This window comes from Streptomyces sp. NPDC026538 (assembly GCF_055567535.1).
In genome coordinates, this window is record NZ_JBVHQG010000015.1 from 48,945 (window position 1) to 63,157 (window position 14,213).

At 71.4% G+C, this 14,213-nt stretch carries 9 protein-coding genes; 2 read left to right on the forward strand and 7 right to left on the reverse strand.

Annotation, left to right across the window (positions count from 1 at the left end):
• Positions 1 to 12: 12 nt before the first annotated feature.
• From ACZ4N4_RS41085 to ACZ4N4_RS41115, 7 genes are all read right to left on the reverse strand, one after another.
• Complete coding sequence (locus tag ACZ4N4_RS41085; protein WP_453576738.1) at positions 13 to 927, reverse strand: sortase; 915 nt, start codon at positions 925 to 927, stop codon at positions 13 to 15.
• Positions 928 to 1,001: 74 nt separating this feature from the next.
• The gene (locus ACZ4N4_RS41090) at positions 1,002 to 2,978 is read right to left on the reverse strand and encodes an Ig-like domain repeat protein (protein WP_467598747.1); all 1,977 of its coding nucleotides are present in this window, start codon (positions 2,976 to 2,978) and stop codon (positions 1,002 to 1,004) included.
• Between the two features lie 113 nt (positions 2,979 to 3,091).
• On the reverse strand, positions 3,092 to 5,698 hold the full coding sequence (locus ACZ4N4_RS41095) for a hypothetical protein (RefSeq protein WP_467598750.1): 2,607 nt from the start codon (positions 5,696 to 5,698) through the stop codon (positions 3,092 to 3,094).
• Positions 5,695 to 7,386, reverse strand: coding sequence for a phosphate ABC transporter substrate-binding protein PstS (locus ACZ4N4_RS41100; protein WP_467598753.1), 1,692 nt, complete (start codon positions 7,384 to 7,386; stop codon positions 5,695 to 5,697). Before ACZ4N4_RS41100 ends, ACZ4N4_RS41095 begins: the two co-directional genes overlap by 4 nt.
• Entirely contained in the window at positions 7,386 to 8,894 is a 1,509-nt protein-coding gene (gene pstA, locus ACZ4N4_RS41105) for a phosphate ABC transporter permease PstA (RefSeq protein WP_467598756.1), read from the reverse strand. Before pstA ends, ACZ4N4_RS41100 begins: the two co-directional genes overlap by 1 nt.
• Before the next feature lie 2 nt (positions 8,895 to 8,896).
• Positions 8,897 to 9,871 carry a phosphate ABC transporter permease subunit PstC gene (gene pstC / locus ACZ4N4_RS41110; RefSeq protein WP_467598759.1) on the reverse strand — a complete coding sequence of 325 codons (975 nt, stop codon included), beginning with the start codon at positions 9,869 to 9,871 and terminating at the stop codon, positions 8,897 to 8,899.
• A 536-nt stretch (positions 9,872 to 10,407) separates the two neighbouring features.
• The gene (locus tag ACZ4N4_RS41115) at positions 10,408 to 11,073 is read right to left on the reverse strand and encodes a hypothetical protein (protein ID WP_467598762.1); all 666 of its coding nucleotides are present in this window, start codon (positions 11,071 to 11,073) and stop codon (positions 10,408 to 10,410) included.
• Positions 11,074 to 11,400: 327 nt separating this feature from the next.
• On the opposite strand from ACZ4N4_RS41115, the gene ACZ4N4_RS41120 reads away from it, so the two are divergent.
• Together ACZ4N4_RS41120 and ACZ4N4_RS41125 are read left to right on the forward strand one after the other, a co-directional pair.
• A complete protein-coding gene (locus ACZ4N4_RS41120; RefSeq protein WP_467598765.1) occupies positions 11,401 to 12,411 on the forward strand; it encodes a cytochrome c oxidase assembly protein in 1,011 nt (336 codons plus the stop codon).
• Positions 12,412 to 12,542: 131 nt separating this feature from the next.
• Positions 12,543 to 14,207, forward strand: coding sequence for a dolichyl-phosphate-mannose--protein mannosyltransferase (locus tag ACZ4N4_RS41125; protein ID WP_467598768.1), 1,665 nt, complete (start codon positions 12,543 to 12,545; stop codon positions 14,205 to 14,207).
• Positions 14,208 to 14,213: the final 6 nt, after the last annotated feature.

A 14,213-nucleotide genomic window follows, 5' to 3' on the forward strand; every position in this document is an offset into this window, starting at 1 on the left:
CATTCACCTGGTTCACAGCAGATTCGGCAGCAGTTCGGTGGTCCGCGTCGCGACCTGGAGGCCGAGTACCGCGACGACCGGGGCGAAGACGATCCATGTCTGGTGGCGGCCCCAGCGGTGCCAGGCCCAGACGGCGGCCACGGCGGTGAGCAGCAGCGCCTGCAGCCACATCACCAGCGGCCACGGCACCCCGGAGGGGCGGGCGAGGGGCTCCTCGGAGGCCGGCAGGGTGCCGGCGCGGATCACGGCCGACGGGGTCTGGAACGTCTCGGAGACCAGGTCGGCGTCGACGCGCAGGATGCCCGAGGGGGCGAACTTCGGGCCCGTCGCCGTGATCAGCACGAGGCGGCTCTTGCCGGCGGCGAGCGCGGTCGGTGCCGGGTCCCCGGCCCGTCGTACGTCGATGACCTGGTAGTCCGCCTTGCCCTGGCCGGTGATCACGGTGAAGGTGTCGCCGCTGGTCAGCTCGGAGAGCCTGCCGAACGGGCCGCCGTACGCACCCGCCCGGCCCATCAGCACGCTGGTGCCGGCCTGGCCGGGCATCGGGGTGTCCCGACGGTGCCCGGGGCCGTCGGTCAGTACGGCTGAGTCGGTGCCCTCCAGGACGACCTGGCTCAGACCCAGCTTCGGCACCTTGACGATCGCGAGCGGCGTGCCCGGTGCCAGCAGCTTGCCGTCCTGGCCAGTCTGGGCCACCGGGGCGGTGCCGAGGGCGAGTTGCTCGCGCAGCTGGTCGAAGTCGGCGTGCTGTGCGGCGTGTTGCTGGGCCCCGCTGACCACCAGCAGCTGCACGGTGATGCCGAGCAGCAGGGCGGCGAGGCTGAGCAGTCCGCCGCGCGAGAGGTGGCGGACGACGGTGAGGCTGCGGACGGGCCTGCGCGGCACGGCCGCGGCCAGAGCTTTCGGTGTCGGTACGGCGACGGTCACGGGGCCCGCCTCCTTCGGAAGACGCGTGCGGGGCCGCCGGGAACCTCAAGGCTCCCGGCGGGCCCGTCAGGGGGTTACTTGGAGGTGATGCTGAAGTTGGCGCCGGTCTTCGAGTTCACGGTCGAGGAACCGACGTAGAAGGCGTGCAGGGTGTGCTTGCCCTTGGCCAGCTTCGGCAGGGTGATGGTGACCTTGCCGCCGCTCAGGGTGCCGGTCGCGATGACCTTGGAGCCCTGGTAGATGCGGACGGTGCCGCCCGGGGTGGTGCCGGTCGCGGTGACCTTGACGGTGACCTTGGCCCGGGCGGTGTGGCTCACCGTGGTGGGGTGCGAGGTGGAGACCGACGCCGTCGCCTTGGTGATCTTCAGCGAGACGAGCGTGGAGGACGCGTTGAGCTTGGAGGTGCCCGGGTACGAGACCGACAGGGAGTGCGTGGCGACCTTGAGGTGGTTCGACAGGCCGATGGAGACCTTGCCGGACGAGTCCAGGATGCCGGTGCCGACGACCGTGGTGCCGTCCTTGACGGTGACCTTGCCGGTCGGCTTGACGCCGTGCGTGCCGGTGACCGTCACGGCGACCTTCGGGGTCTTGCCGTAGGCGGTGGTGGCGGTGGTGGCCTTGGTGGTGCTGGCGTACTTGACCGCACCGGTCCAGGTGGCCTCGGTGCCGGCGCCGACCAGGTTGTTGGCGGTGACGGTGACGCTGTAGGTGCCGGTGGCCAGACCGGTGAAGGAGTACGACGTCGTGGACTTCGGCAGGTCCTTGGTGAGGAGGACGCCGCCGTCCGCGTCCTTCAGGGTGACCCGGTAGTCGGTCACCGGCAGGGCCGGGACGATGGTGCTGGGGGTCCAGCTGAGCTTGAGGCTGGCGTCGCCGACACTGGTCTTGAGGGTGGGCTTGGCGGGCGCGTTGCCCGTGGTGGTCGACTCCAGGCCGCCGACCTTGGCGTGCTTGGCCAGGTTGATCGAGCCGTTGTAGGACTCGTTCAGGAAGCCGAAGTCGGCGATGACGTCCTCGGCGGTGTCCGTGGCCATGGCGGCCTCGTGGTCGCCGCTGGTGACGAAGACGTCGTAGATGTCCTTGTTGAAGAAGATGCTGGTCGGGTCGATGGCCCGGCTCGGCACGACGTTGTAGACGTCGCGGCCGAAGGTGGAGTTCTCGTAGTAGTGCGAGACCGGGGCGAGCTTGCCGTCCACCGTGGTCACCGGGCTGGTGACGCCACCGGTGTCGCCCGGCAGCTGGACGCTCGCCAGGTGCGCGCCCGCGGCGACCGCGGCCGAGCTGTAGTCGGGGGCGACGCCGTTGTTCTGCGCGATCCAGCTGCCCACGGAGAACGGGGCGAGCGCGCCGTCCTGGGTGAGGGCGGCGTCGGCCTGGTTCTCCTGGACGGTCGGGAGGGTGGTGTCGACCGTGCCCTCGGTCAGGCCGATCGCGGCGAGGAAGAACTTGCGGGTGCCGGAACCGCCCTGCGGCAGCACCGGGTGCAGGGTCTGGCCGTTCAGCGTGCGCGTGCCGCCGGCCTTGTAGATGTCGAACAGCTGGTCCTTCGTCAGCGTGTCCAGGCCGGTGCCGCGGACCGCGACGCCGACCGCGTCCCGCGCGAACGGGATGTAGGTCAGGGCGTTGCCCACCAGGTTGCTGGGGCCGCCGGAAGAGCGGGCGAAGTCCACCTGGCCCGCGACGGTGGTGTCGTTGAACTTGTCACCGGTCAGCGAGTCGCTCAGCGCCGCACGGCCCGGGCCCGAGCCGTTGGGGCGGTTGAAGGACGGGCCGCCGGAGCGGGTCTGGATGGTGGCGGAGCCGATCGCGTCGTAGGAGGCGAGGCCCGCGCCGGCGGACGACTTCACGGCCTTGTCGGCGTAGGAGTTGCCGTTGACGGTGTCGCCGGCCAGGGCGTTCATCACGTCCTGGGTGGTGTCGGAGCCCACGCCGACGAGCTGGCGGAAGGTGCCGGCGGGGGTGGGGTCGGCATACGCGGGGCTCGCCAGAGCCAGGCCGCCGGCCACCACTGCGGCGGCGACCAGGGCCGCCGTGGAGCGCGTTCTGCGCATCGAGTGTCTCCGTGACTGTGTGAAGGAGCGAGGAGAGAAAGGGATCTGGCAGGGTGGTGCGGGCCGTCCGCCCCGACTGTCCTTCGGGGCGGGCGGCCGTCTGTGGGGCGGCTTCAGGGCCGCAACAGCCTCCGCAGTCGCTGCGGAAGTTCGGGAAGGACCGTCACCGTGCGGCCGCCGGGCAGCGGGACGCGCAGCGGCAGCCTGAGCCGGCCGCCGCCCGCGAAGGGTGCCCCGGCTCCGGCGACCGCGCCGAGCGCGGCCCCGACCGGGACGGCGTACCGCAGCGGGTTGGCCGGGTCGGCCGGGGTGTTGCCGGCCGCGGTGGTCTCCAGCGCCTCGCCGCCGTCGAACGACGCCTTGGGGCTGGGGGAGGCGGAGGAACCATCGGGCGGTGTGCCGGCGCCGGCGCCGCCGGCCGTGCCGCCGTCGAGGCCGTCGGTGCCGGAGGGCCCGCCGCCACTCGTGTCGGTGCCGCCGCCGTCCGCCGGGCCGCCGTCGTCGGCCGGGCTCGGACCGGTGTAGTGGATCAGCGCGTCGGCCGCCTTGTCGGTCTGGCCGCGCAGCTTCTTCGGCAGCGGGGCGTAGCCGACGGGCAGCCGGCCCGGGTCGTCGCCGGTGATCTGGCCGTTGCCCGCCGCGTACTTGAGCAGGTAGGCGTAGTCCTGGCGGGCGGCCTTGCTCACCTTGCCGGGGCGGACGGCCGCGTAGACCAGCTGGGCCAGCGGGTAGGCATCCTTGGCCGTCGCCCCGGACGGGGTGATCTCGGCGAGTCCCTTGCCGGAGGCGCTCGCGGCGGCGGACGTCAGGGCGTTCTCCGTCGGTCCGACGAACTTTCCTGCCGCGTTGCGCAGGCGGGCGGTCTGCAGACCGTACCGGGTGGCGGACGCCGCGTCGGTGACGGTGATGAGGAACCGGGAACCCACGGTCTGCGGGCCGGGGCTCTTGTACGCGGGCGGGGTGGCCAGCGGGTCCCAGGTCGACTTCCACAGGCCGTCGGCGCGACGGGTGTGCAGTGCGCCGGCGTGCATGTCGTCGACGTAGGGATGGAAGTCGATCATGCACTGCTTCTGGGTGGCGCCGCTGCCGGCCGGGATGGTGCACCAGGGGTCGCTCTTCGGGTAGTCGTCCGTCTGGGACGGGTCGAAGGCGACGCCGGTCGGGTTGAGGTCGGTGTTGGTGGAGTAGTACGGGTTGATCCGCATGCCCCAGTCGTCCGGGACACCGGCGAGGAACTGCCGGGCGTCCTTGTCGGACCCGATCCACTGCCACAGCGCGCGGGCCGAGTCGGAGTGGCCGAGCGAGGTGAGCAGGTCGGTGTCGGTGGCGGGGGTCTCGGCGACCGACAGATGGGCGAACTCCGGGTTCAGCTCGATGAACTCGGGGTCGGTGGCGAGACCGGCCGGGTTGTTCTTCGCCCAGCCGTACCCCTTGGCGGCGGTGCCGTTGATCACCGCCTGCCAGGCGGAGTTGCGGTACGACTCGGTGAGCAGTTTGGCGGCCAGACGCGGGGTGATGTCGATCGACTCGATCTTGGTCCCGGCGAGTTTGTTCTCCGACTCGGGAGCGTCGGACCTGGGCCTTCGTTCGATCGTGAAGGCGATCACGGTTCCCGAGAGCGCGACCGGCGCATACGACGTCGTACCCGGGGGCGCGGTCGTGGCCAGGTCGGAGCCCAGTGCGCGGGTGGTGAAGGCGAGGCCGAAGGAGCCGTCGTTGCCGAGCCGGGTGCGGGCGTCGGGTTCGCCCATCTCCGTGTAGCCGTAGACCTTGCCGGCCGCGCACAGGGCGCCCTGCCAGCTGGTCATGGCGTCGGCGGCGAGTTCGCTGCCGGCGGTGGGGCGCTCGTCGGCGCCCAGGGCGCAGTTGGTGCCCACGCTGTTGAAGTCCAGCTTGACGGCGATCCGGTTCTTCCAGTTGGTGGAGGAGACCGGGGAGCCCGCGTTGACCTGGCTCTGGTCGGCGTACGGCTTGCCGTCGAGGTCGAGATGGCCCTGCGGGACGATCACCAGCCAGCAACTGCGCGGCTTGGTGGCGCCGTCGACCGTCACGGGCACTCCACAGCCCAGATGCGGTGCTTCGTTGGCGGTCTGGACCTCGAAGAACTCCTTGCCGGAGCCGTCGGCGCCGGTGCGGGCGAAGTCGACCTCGTTGGTGGTGTTGTGGTTGAAGTAGGGGTTGTTCTGGGTGTTGCTGGTGACGGTGTCGCCGCTGACCGGTTTGAAGGGGACCTCGCCGGGGGCGTTGGGGTTGCCGGCGCCGAAGCGGTTGTCCTGGCCGTAGTTGGTGGGGTCGGCGTTGTAGAAGACCCGGCGGGTGTCGTCGTAGTCGTTGCCGGGCCAGCTGCCGCGGTCCGTGGTCGGCGAGGCGCCGTACTGGCACTGGGTCCGTGACGGACCGGGATTCGACGGGACCGTGCCGTCGTCGTCGCCCCAGCACTGCATGATCTGCACGAAGTCGGTGTTGAACTGGGTGCCCGCGAAGGTGGTCGGGGCGCCGCCGGACCAGCTGACCGTGACGGCCTGGCTGGTGAGGTGGGTGGTCTGGGAGACCGTGAACTTCATGTCCTTGAACTCGCCGCGCCCGGCGACGGTCACGGCGGAGCCGGTGGCCGCGGTGGCGGTGGGGGCGGTCTGGGCGACCGCGAGTCCGGCGAGGGCGCCGACGGTGGCGCCGGCGAGGAGCCGTATCAGCGCGTTGCGTATCCGGGTGCGCCTCATCGCGAACTCCCGTCTTCGGAGTGGCTGTTGCCGCTGCCGCCGGCCTTGCTGCCGACCAGCCTGGAGACCACCGAGGGCAGCAGGAGCAGGCCGAACACCAGGACCGCGGCCAGCAGCATCAACGTCTGGGTGGCGGTCCAGCCGTGCGCGGTGGCCACGGCGACCGGCTGGGCGAGGGCGACGGTGCCGCCGGCGGTCGTACCGCCGGACGAGCTGGTGCCGCCGGAGCCGGTGCCGTCCGGGGAGATGGTCTGGCCGGTGTCGGGGTCGACGGAGGGCGTGGCGCTGCTTCCCCCTGCGGAGCCGCCGCTGTCGGCGCCCGTGCCGGTCGTACCGCCGGAGCCGGTGCCGCCGCTGCCGCCGGAGGTCCGGCCGCCGTTGCCGCCGGTGCCGGACTTGGTGCCGCCGGTGCCCGTGGTGCAGGGCGCGGCGCCCTTCTTGTCACAGGCGGCGGGGTAGGGCGCGGTCTGGGCGAGCCGGTTCTGGCCGCTGGCCGTGAAGGTCGGGTTGTTGCAGTTCTTGATGTTGATGTTCCGCGCCTGCACACCCGGGATCCGGCGGATCTGGTCGAAGCCGGCCTGCACGAGGTTGATCGGGAGCGGCGAGTAGCCGAGCTTTGGTGCCTGTTGCTGTCCCTGGCACATGAAGTAGTAGGAGAAGGCGCCGAGCGTCTTGCCCTTGACCTTGGTGAAGGTGCCCTGCACCTTCAGCGGCAGGATCATGTACGAGTAGCTGGACAGCGGGTAGTTGCGCTTGTCGGAGTCGTTGTAGACGCCGTCGAGCTGCTGGGTGAGGTAGTCCGCCGAGCTCTTGTTGGTGTTGATCTTCGCCTTGAGGAGCGAGACCGCCACGTTCTGCGGGGTGGGCTCGGTGTAGTAGCCCGCGTGGTTCAGGACCTTGGCGACCGGGTAGTGCGCGTTGAGCGCGTACGAGTAGTTGACGTACCCGATCGCGCCCTCGCCGTAGTTCTGGGCGACGTAACCGGCGACACCGAGGTCACCGGACTGGGCGATCATGCCGGAGACGGTGGGGTAGTACGAGGTCTGGCCGCAGGATCCGGACCGGCCGACCTTCGCGCAGTACGCGTTCCACAGCGACCTGTGCTGGTTCGCCATCCACATCGTGAACTGGGCGGTGGACCCGGAGCCGTCGGAGCGGACCACCGGGACGATGGTGCGGTGCGGCAGCTGGAGGCCGGGATTGTCGGCCTTGATCACCGGGTCGTCCCAGGTCTTGACGACCCCGGTGAAGATCTTGGTGACCACGTCTCCGGAGAGGCGGAGGTTGGTGACCCGCTTGCCGTTGACGGTGAGGTGGTACATGAAGACGGTGCCGCCGGCGACGATCGGCATGTAGGCGTAGGAGCCGCTCGCGGGGCGCTCGGCCGCGCTGCCGTCGGTGGGTTTCGTCTGGAAGGGGATGTCGGAGACGGCGAAGTCGACGGTGCCGGAGAGGAACTGGCGGCGGCCGTCGGAGGAACCGGTGCCGGCGTAGCTGATCCGCATGCCGTACTGGTTGACGGCGCGACGCCATTCGTCGACGGCGTTCTCGGCCCAGGTGGAGCCGGCGCCGGCGATGGGGGTGTAGCTGTCGGCGGACGCCGGCGTACCGGCAAGGGTCCCGATGATGCCGAGCAGTGCGGCCAGGATGCCCAGCCGTCGGAGGGCGTTGATGACAGGGCTGGACATCAGTGGCTGTCTCCTGTTGCGAGGTCTTCGTTCCCACGCGCGTCACCCGTGCGGGTTGCGTCGTCGGGTGCGGGTGGCCCCTGTGGGGCGGAATCGCCGTCGGCTGGCTCGGGTGCGGCGGCTTCGGGAGCCTGCTCGCCGTTGTCGGGTGCGGGTGCGGGTGCGGGTGCGGGTGCGGGTGCGGGTGTGGGTGCGGGCTCGGGTGCGTGGTGGCTGGGTGCGCCGTTCCCCGCGCCCCTTTCGGGGCGCTCGCTGTGGTCGTCGGCCTCAGAGCCGCCGGACCTGAACAACTCCAGTCCCGGCGTGTGGAGTTCGGCGAATCTCGTCGCGTCCCGGCGGGACGCCCTGGCCGCTCGCCTCGCCTGGCGCTTGTTCTGGTGGCCGGGGCCGCGGCCACCGATCACCCGGGCGATCGCGAAGAGGACCAGGACCAGGGCCATCAGGACCGCCGCCGAGCCGAAGCCGCGGGCGATCATCGTCGGCTCGGGGGACTTGACGAAGTTGAAGACGGCGAGCGGGAGGGAGATCATCGGGCCGCTCGTCGGGTCGGCGTTGAGCGCCGCCGTGAAGCCCGCCGTGAGCAGGACCGGAGAGGTCTCGCCGATGCCGCGGGCCGTGCCGAGGATGACGGCGGTGGCGAGACCGGAGCGAGCCGTCGGCAGGACCACGTGCCACACCGTCCGCCAGCGCGGGGCGCCGAGGGCCTCCGACGCCTCGGTCAGGTTGCCCGGCACCAGGCGTAGCACCACGTCCGCCGCGCGGATCACGATCGGCAGCATCATCACGCTGATCGCGAAGCCGGCCGCCAGACCCGACTTCTGCATGCCGAGGCCGAGGATCCAGACCGCGTACACCATCAGACCGGCCACGATCGACGGCAGCGCGGTCATCGCCTCGACGATCGTACGGACGAACCGCGAGAAGCGGCCGCGGATCTGGTTCAGGTACACCGCGCAGGCCAGTCCCAGCGGGACCGTGATCGCCAGCGCGATGGTGATCATGATGAGTGTGCCGAGCATGGCGTGCGCGATGCCGCCGTGGGTCAGCGGGTCCAGCGGGCCCGCCGCCTGCATGTCCTGGGTGAAGAAGTTGCCGTGCGGCAGGGCCTCCCGGCCACGCCACGCGGTGAAGCCGACGACCATCGCGAGCGCGAGGAACATCAGCCCGCCCGCGGTCCACAGGACGACGGTCATCACCCGGTCCCGTACCGCCTGCCCGTCCTCCTCAAGGCCTGTCAACACCGCGTAGATGCCTACGAATGAAAGGTATGCGGTGACGAAGAAACCCAATGCCCCGGAGAACGGGGCGAGTTCACCGAAGAGCAGGACGGCGGTGCACAGCCCGGAGGCGGCCGCGCCGAACAGCGACAGCACCCCGGAGCGGGTGAGCCCGCCGATCCGGCGCGGTACGTCGGGGAGTTCGGCGACGATGTCGTGCGGGGTGCCGTCCGCGGGCACGTCCCGGGGGGCGTCCTGCGGAACGTTCTTCTCAAGGTCTACGACGGTCATCGTCACGCCTCGCTCTGCGCGCCGGACCGTGACCGCGCCACGATCGAGGAGGCGGTGAAATTGACCGCCAGGGTGAGCAGGAACAGCGCCAGACCCGCGGCCATCAGCGCCGACATGCCGAAGGTGGAGGCATCGCCGTAGTGCAGGGCGATGAGGGAGGAGACCGAGTTCGAGCCGGTCTGCAGGATGTGCGGCTGGATCGCGAAGACCGGGGAGATGATCAGGTAGACCGCGATGGTCTCGCCGAGCGCCCGGCCCAGGCCCAGCATGGTGCCGCCGATGATCCCGCCCATGCCGTACGGCAGGACGACCGCGCGGATCATGCCCCAGCGGGTGGCACCGAGCGCGTAGGCGCCCTCGCGTTCACCGGCCGGTGCCTGGGCGAACACCTCGCGCATCACCGAGCACTGGATCGGCGCGACCATCAGGGCGACGACGATCCCGGCGACGAAGGTGGAGGCGGTGTAGACGCTCTGGGAGGAGAGGGGTTCGCCCGGCTGGACGCCGTCGACGTGCAGGAACGGGATCCACCCGAACCAGTCCGACAGCCAGCGGGAGAGCCCGATCACGTGCTCCTGGAGGAAGAACAGCCCCCACAGGCCGTAGACCACGGAGGGTACGGCGGCCATCAGGTCCACCATCGTGACGAGCGTGCGGCGCAGGGGCCGGGGCGCCACGTCCGAGATGAACAGGGCGGTGCCGAGGGCCAGCGGCACGCTGATGGTGACCGCGACGGCGGCGATGAGCAGCGTGCCGGTGAGCACGGCCGCGATGCCGAACCTGTGCACGTCCGGCTGCCACTCGGCGGTCGTGAGGAAGGCCCAGACGCCTCTGGCCCGCAGCGCCTGCCCGGCCCGGAGCAGCAGGAACAGCCCTACGGCGGCCATGATGGCGAGGACGATGCCCCCCGTGGCCGTCAACTGGTACCGGAACATCCGGTCCCCGAGCCCTCGGGCAGCGGACAGCCGCCTGGGCACGGGTCTTTCGGATTCCGCCCCGGCGGAACCCTCGAGCGCGGACACCACTGTGCCCCCCCTATACGAAACGATTCTCCCCACACGGCCCCGAATGGGGTGCCGCGCGGGGAGAGTCAATGGCCGGTTCCTTGCGCACCAGCGCGTCGAATGTGGAGGACAGGTGAACTGTTCATGCCATTTCGGTGGGGGAGATGTGGGCGCCTGTGTACTGGAGGGTCAGGCGGGGCCGAAGCCGGCGGGGCGGTGCGCGGATGACAAGGCGGGGGCGGCCGGGCTCGGTTCGGCCCTGCACCGGGCCGGGCGGTCCGGTCGTGGGTCGGGGCGAAACCAGGCCGGGCGGGGCCGGGCGCGGGTCGGGCGAAACCGGGCCGGGCGGTTCGGGCGCGGGCCGGGGCGAAACCAGGCCGGGCGGGGCCGGGCGCGGGTCGGGCGGAGCCGGGCCGGACGGTTTGGTCGTGGGTCGGGGCGAAACCAGGCCGGGCGGGGTCGGGCGCGGGTCGGGCGAGGCTGGGCCGGGGGCTCGGGCGTGGCGCGGCTCAGTGGCCTGCGGCGGCCTTGTCCAGGGTGCGTTTGACGGCGTCCTCGTTTCGGCCGAGCACCGCCTTCTCCAGGCTGTGATCGTCGTGCCGGGAGAACCGCTCACCCTCGGCCACGTCCTCCTTGCCCAGTACCCGTCCGCACCACTCGCCCTGGTCGCCGGTGTGGTCGTCGAAGGGCACGGCCCCGCCCTCGCCGAGGACCACCCAGCCGCCCTCACGCCAGCGCAGGGCGAGCAGATAGGTGTGGCCCGCCTGGAGCCGGGGCGCGTCGGTGGCCATCTGCGCCACCCGGGTGCCGCTGGACCGGTAGACCTGCCAGCCCGGTGCGACCATGTCGAATTCCGACCCGACGGCGTGCCGGGGTGAGCTGCGGGACCACAGGCGGCTCTCGGTCCGGAAGCTCACCAGCCGGTCCATCGCGTACGCGATCGACCCCTTGCTGTAGTTCCGCCGGTTGATCTCCCGCTCCCGGACCGGGCTGGCGACGACGACATGATCGGCGTACGACACCCAGTCCCGCGCGGTCTGCGACGGATAGAGGTCCCCCGACGTCCCGCACCCGGCCACCGACTCCAGCCCCGGTCTGCCGACCAGCACCCCGGCGACGATCCCGACGGCGGCCAGAACCGCGGCGACGGGCCGCCCCGGCACACGCCGAGGCATGACAGATCGTTCCCCCATGATGAAAACGCCCCCCAGTGCGTAAAACCGGTCCCCGCGGAGCCGGACCCAGCCAAGATCCGCAACCGCGATGATCACCCTAAGCACGGTCCGGCGAAAGTGAACAAGGGTCACCTCGGCCCGGCACAGAACTGTGACGCGGGGCGGTGTGCCAGGCGTGTCACCCGCAACCCCGATGCGAGGGCCGGGCGGGCCGGGTATAGCGTCGCGCAGTGGGTCTGACCTGACCCGTTTCGTCCCGACGGTGGGGCCGTAGGGCCATGGGGCCGTGGGATCGAGGGACCCAGAGACCCGAGGAGGGTGAGCGGGATGGCCGAGCTGACCGCGGGCCGGCTGCTGACGTCGTGGCAGCTGGACGTACCGGCGCTGCTGCTGGTCGTGGTGCTGGGCGGGCTGTACGGCTGGGGCGTGCTGCGGGTACGCGCCAAGGGCGAGCCCTGGTCGCCGGCCCGCACCGCCGCTTTCAGCGTCCTGGGCCTGGGCGCGCTGGTGGTGGCGACGATGTCGGCCCTCGCCGTCTACGACCATGCGCTGTTCTGGCCGGCCGCCGTCCAGAACATCCTGCTCGACCTCGTCGCGCCGCTGGGCCTGGCGCTGGGCGACCCGCTCCGTCTCGCGGTGCAGGCGCTCCCGGAGCCCGCGGGGGCCCGGCTCCGCCGCACGATGACCGGCCGGGTGCTGCGCCTCCTGACCTTCCCCCTGGTCAGCACGGCGCTGGTGCTCGCCACCGAGCTGACCGTCTACTTCACCCCGTACTTCGGTACCGCCCTGCGGGTGGGCTGGCTGCACGAGCTGATGTACCTGCACCTGCTGGCGGCGGGCTGCCTGTTCGTCGTACCGGTGCTGACCCGGGAGGAGACGCTCCCCGCCTGGTGCACCCACCCCGTCCGGGCGGGCCTGGTCTTCCTGGACGGCGTGATCGACGCGATCCCGGGCGTGGTCGTCATGACGCACGGCACGCTGATCGCCGGTGCCTGGTATCTGCACCACCACCCGTCCTGGTCCCCGGACGTCCGGCAGGACCAGCAGATCGGCGGCGGCGCGATGCTGAGTATCGCCGAGCTGGTCGCGCTGCCGTTCCTGCTGACGATCCTGTTCCAATGGGCGCGGGCGGAACGGGTGCAGACGGCGGCCCTGGACCGCCACCTGGACCAGCAGCACGCCGCCGCCGCGGCCCCCGCCCCCACTCCGTCCGTCCAGCCCGCCGCGTCCGCGCCGCCCGCCGCGTCCGCCGAACGGGTCCGTCCCTGGTGGGAGACGGAGAAGAACGAGGTGGCCGCGAGGATCCGCCGCCAGCACGGCGAGCCCGACGAGCAGTGACTGCGATGCGAGTGACTGTGAAGCGAGTGACTGTGATGCAGGAGTGACACCAGAGGTGCCCGGAACTGCAACCCCGGTGGGGGAAAACGCGTCCAACTGACGTGGCTCAGTTGCTCGATGAAATGGACGCGATGGAACGCCCCCTGGCTCGCCGGATCGCGGGGTGGGCTCCTGGGCGTCCCCCCGTCGATGTCCGCGAGCGACTTGTCCCGCCGTTTCCGGAACCGTCACCCCGCCTGGGGACGCTTGCCGGGCTCGCGCCCGCGGCGGCGGTCCGCGTCGCGAGGGCGATGGAGTGGCTGGGGCCGGTACTGGTCGCCGTACTGGCGGGAGCGATCCGGTTCTGGCGGCTCGGCCGGCCGCGGGAGATCGTCTTCGACGAGACCTACTACGCCAAGGACGCCTGGTCGCTGCTGCACCTCGGCTACGAGGGCACCTGGCCGGACCGCAAGATCGCCGACCCGCAGATCCTCGCCCACCCACAGGTGATCCCGCTCTCCGACGCGGGCTCCTTCGTCGCGCACCCGCCGACCGGCAAGTGGGTCATCGCCCTGGGCGAGGGGCTGTTCGGCCTCACCCCGTTCGGCTGGCGCTTCATGACCGCCCTCCTGGGCACCCTGTCGGTCCTGATGCTGTGCCGGATCGGGCGCCGCCTGTTCCGGTCCACCTTCCTGGGCTGTCTGGCCGGCACGCTGCTGGCGGTGGACGGCCTGCATGTCGTGATGAGCCGTACCGCGCTGCTGGACCTCGTCGTGATGCTCTTCGCCCTGGCGGCGTTCGGCTGCCTGCTGGTCGACCGGGACCGGGCGCGGGCCCGGCTCGCGGCGGCGCTGCCGGCCGGCGCGGACGGCCGAATACGGCCCGACGGAGACACCGGTGACCGTGCGGGAACGGGCTGGCGGCCCTGGCGGCTCGCGGCCGGTCTCTTCCTGGGCCTGGCCGCCTCCACCAAATGGAACGGCCTGTACTTCCTGGCCTTCTTCATGGTCCTGACCGTGCTGTGGGACGTCGGTGCGCGCCGGGTGGCGGGGGCCCGCCACCCGTACCGGGCGGTGCTGCGCAAGGACCTCGGCCCCTCGCTGCTCTCTCTCGCGCCGGTCGCCGTCGTGACCTACCTGGTGACCTGGACCGGCTGGTTCCTGTCCGACGACGGCTGGGGGCGCCACTGGGCGGACGGCCGCGGCGGTACCTGGTCGTGGATCCCGGCCCCGCTGCGCAGCCTGTGGCACTACGAGTACCTGGTGTACCAGTTCAACGTGGGGCTGCACACGCCCCACAAGTACCAGTCCAATCCGTGGAGTTGGCTGGTCCTCGGCCGCCCCGTGCTGTTCTCCTACGACTCGCCGGAACCCGGCGAGGACGGCTGCCACACGGCGTCCGCCTGTACCCGGACGGTCCTCGCCCTGGGCACCCCGGTCCTGTGGTGGGCCGCGTGCTGCGCCCTGGTCTATCTGCTCTACCGCTGGGCACTGCGCCGCGACTGGCGGGCCGGCGCCGTCCTGTGCGCGGTCGGCGGCGGCTATCTGCCATGGTTCCTTTACCAGGACCGTACGGTCTTCTCCTTCTACGCGGTCGTCTTCGTGCCCTACCTGTGCCTGGCCGTGACGATGATGATCGGAGCCATGCTGGGGCCGCCGGGCGCGACGGAACGGCGGCGGCAGACCGGCGCGGTGGCCGCGGGCGTACTGGTCCTGCTCATCGCCTGGAACTTCGTCTGCTTCTTCCCGGTCTACACCGGCCAGACCATCCCGTACTCCGGCTGGCAGGCCAGGATGTGGCTCGACAGCTGGGTGTGAGGGCCG

Excerpts from the sequence above, each read along its gene's own strand:
- pstA (WP_467598756.1), bottom strand. The coding sequence starts at position 8,894 with ATGACCGTCGTAGACCTTGAGAAGAACGTTCCGCAGGACGCCCCCCGG.
- ACZ4N4_RS41120 (WP_467598765.1), top strand. The coding sequence starts at position 11,401 with ATGGCCGAGCTGACCGCGGGCCGGCTGCTGACGTCGTGGCAGCTGGAC.
- ACZ4N4_RS41095 (WP_467598750.1), bottom strand. The coding sequence starts at position 5,698 with ATGAGGCGCACCCGGATACGCAACGCGCTGATACGGCTCCTCGCCGGC.
- ACZ4N4_RS41090 (WP_467598747.1), bottom strand. The coding sequence starts at position 2,978 with ATGCGCAGAACGCGCTCCACGGCGGCCCTGGTCGCCGCCGCAGTGGTG.
- ACZ4N4_RS41125 (WP_467598768.1), top strand. The coding sequence starts at position 12,543 with ATGGAACGCCCCCTGGCTCGCCGGATCGCGGGGTGGGCTCCTGGGCGT.
- ACZ4N4_RS41115 (WP_467598762.1), bottom strand. The coding sequence starts at position 11,073 with ATGCCTCGGCGTGTGCCGGGGCGGCCCGTCGCCGCGGTTCTGGCCGCC.
- ACZ4N4_RS41100 (WP_467598753.1), bottom strand. The coding sequence starts at position 7,386 with ATGTCCAGCCCTGTCATCAACGCCCTCCGACGGCTGGGCATCCTGGCC.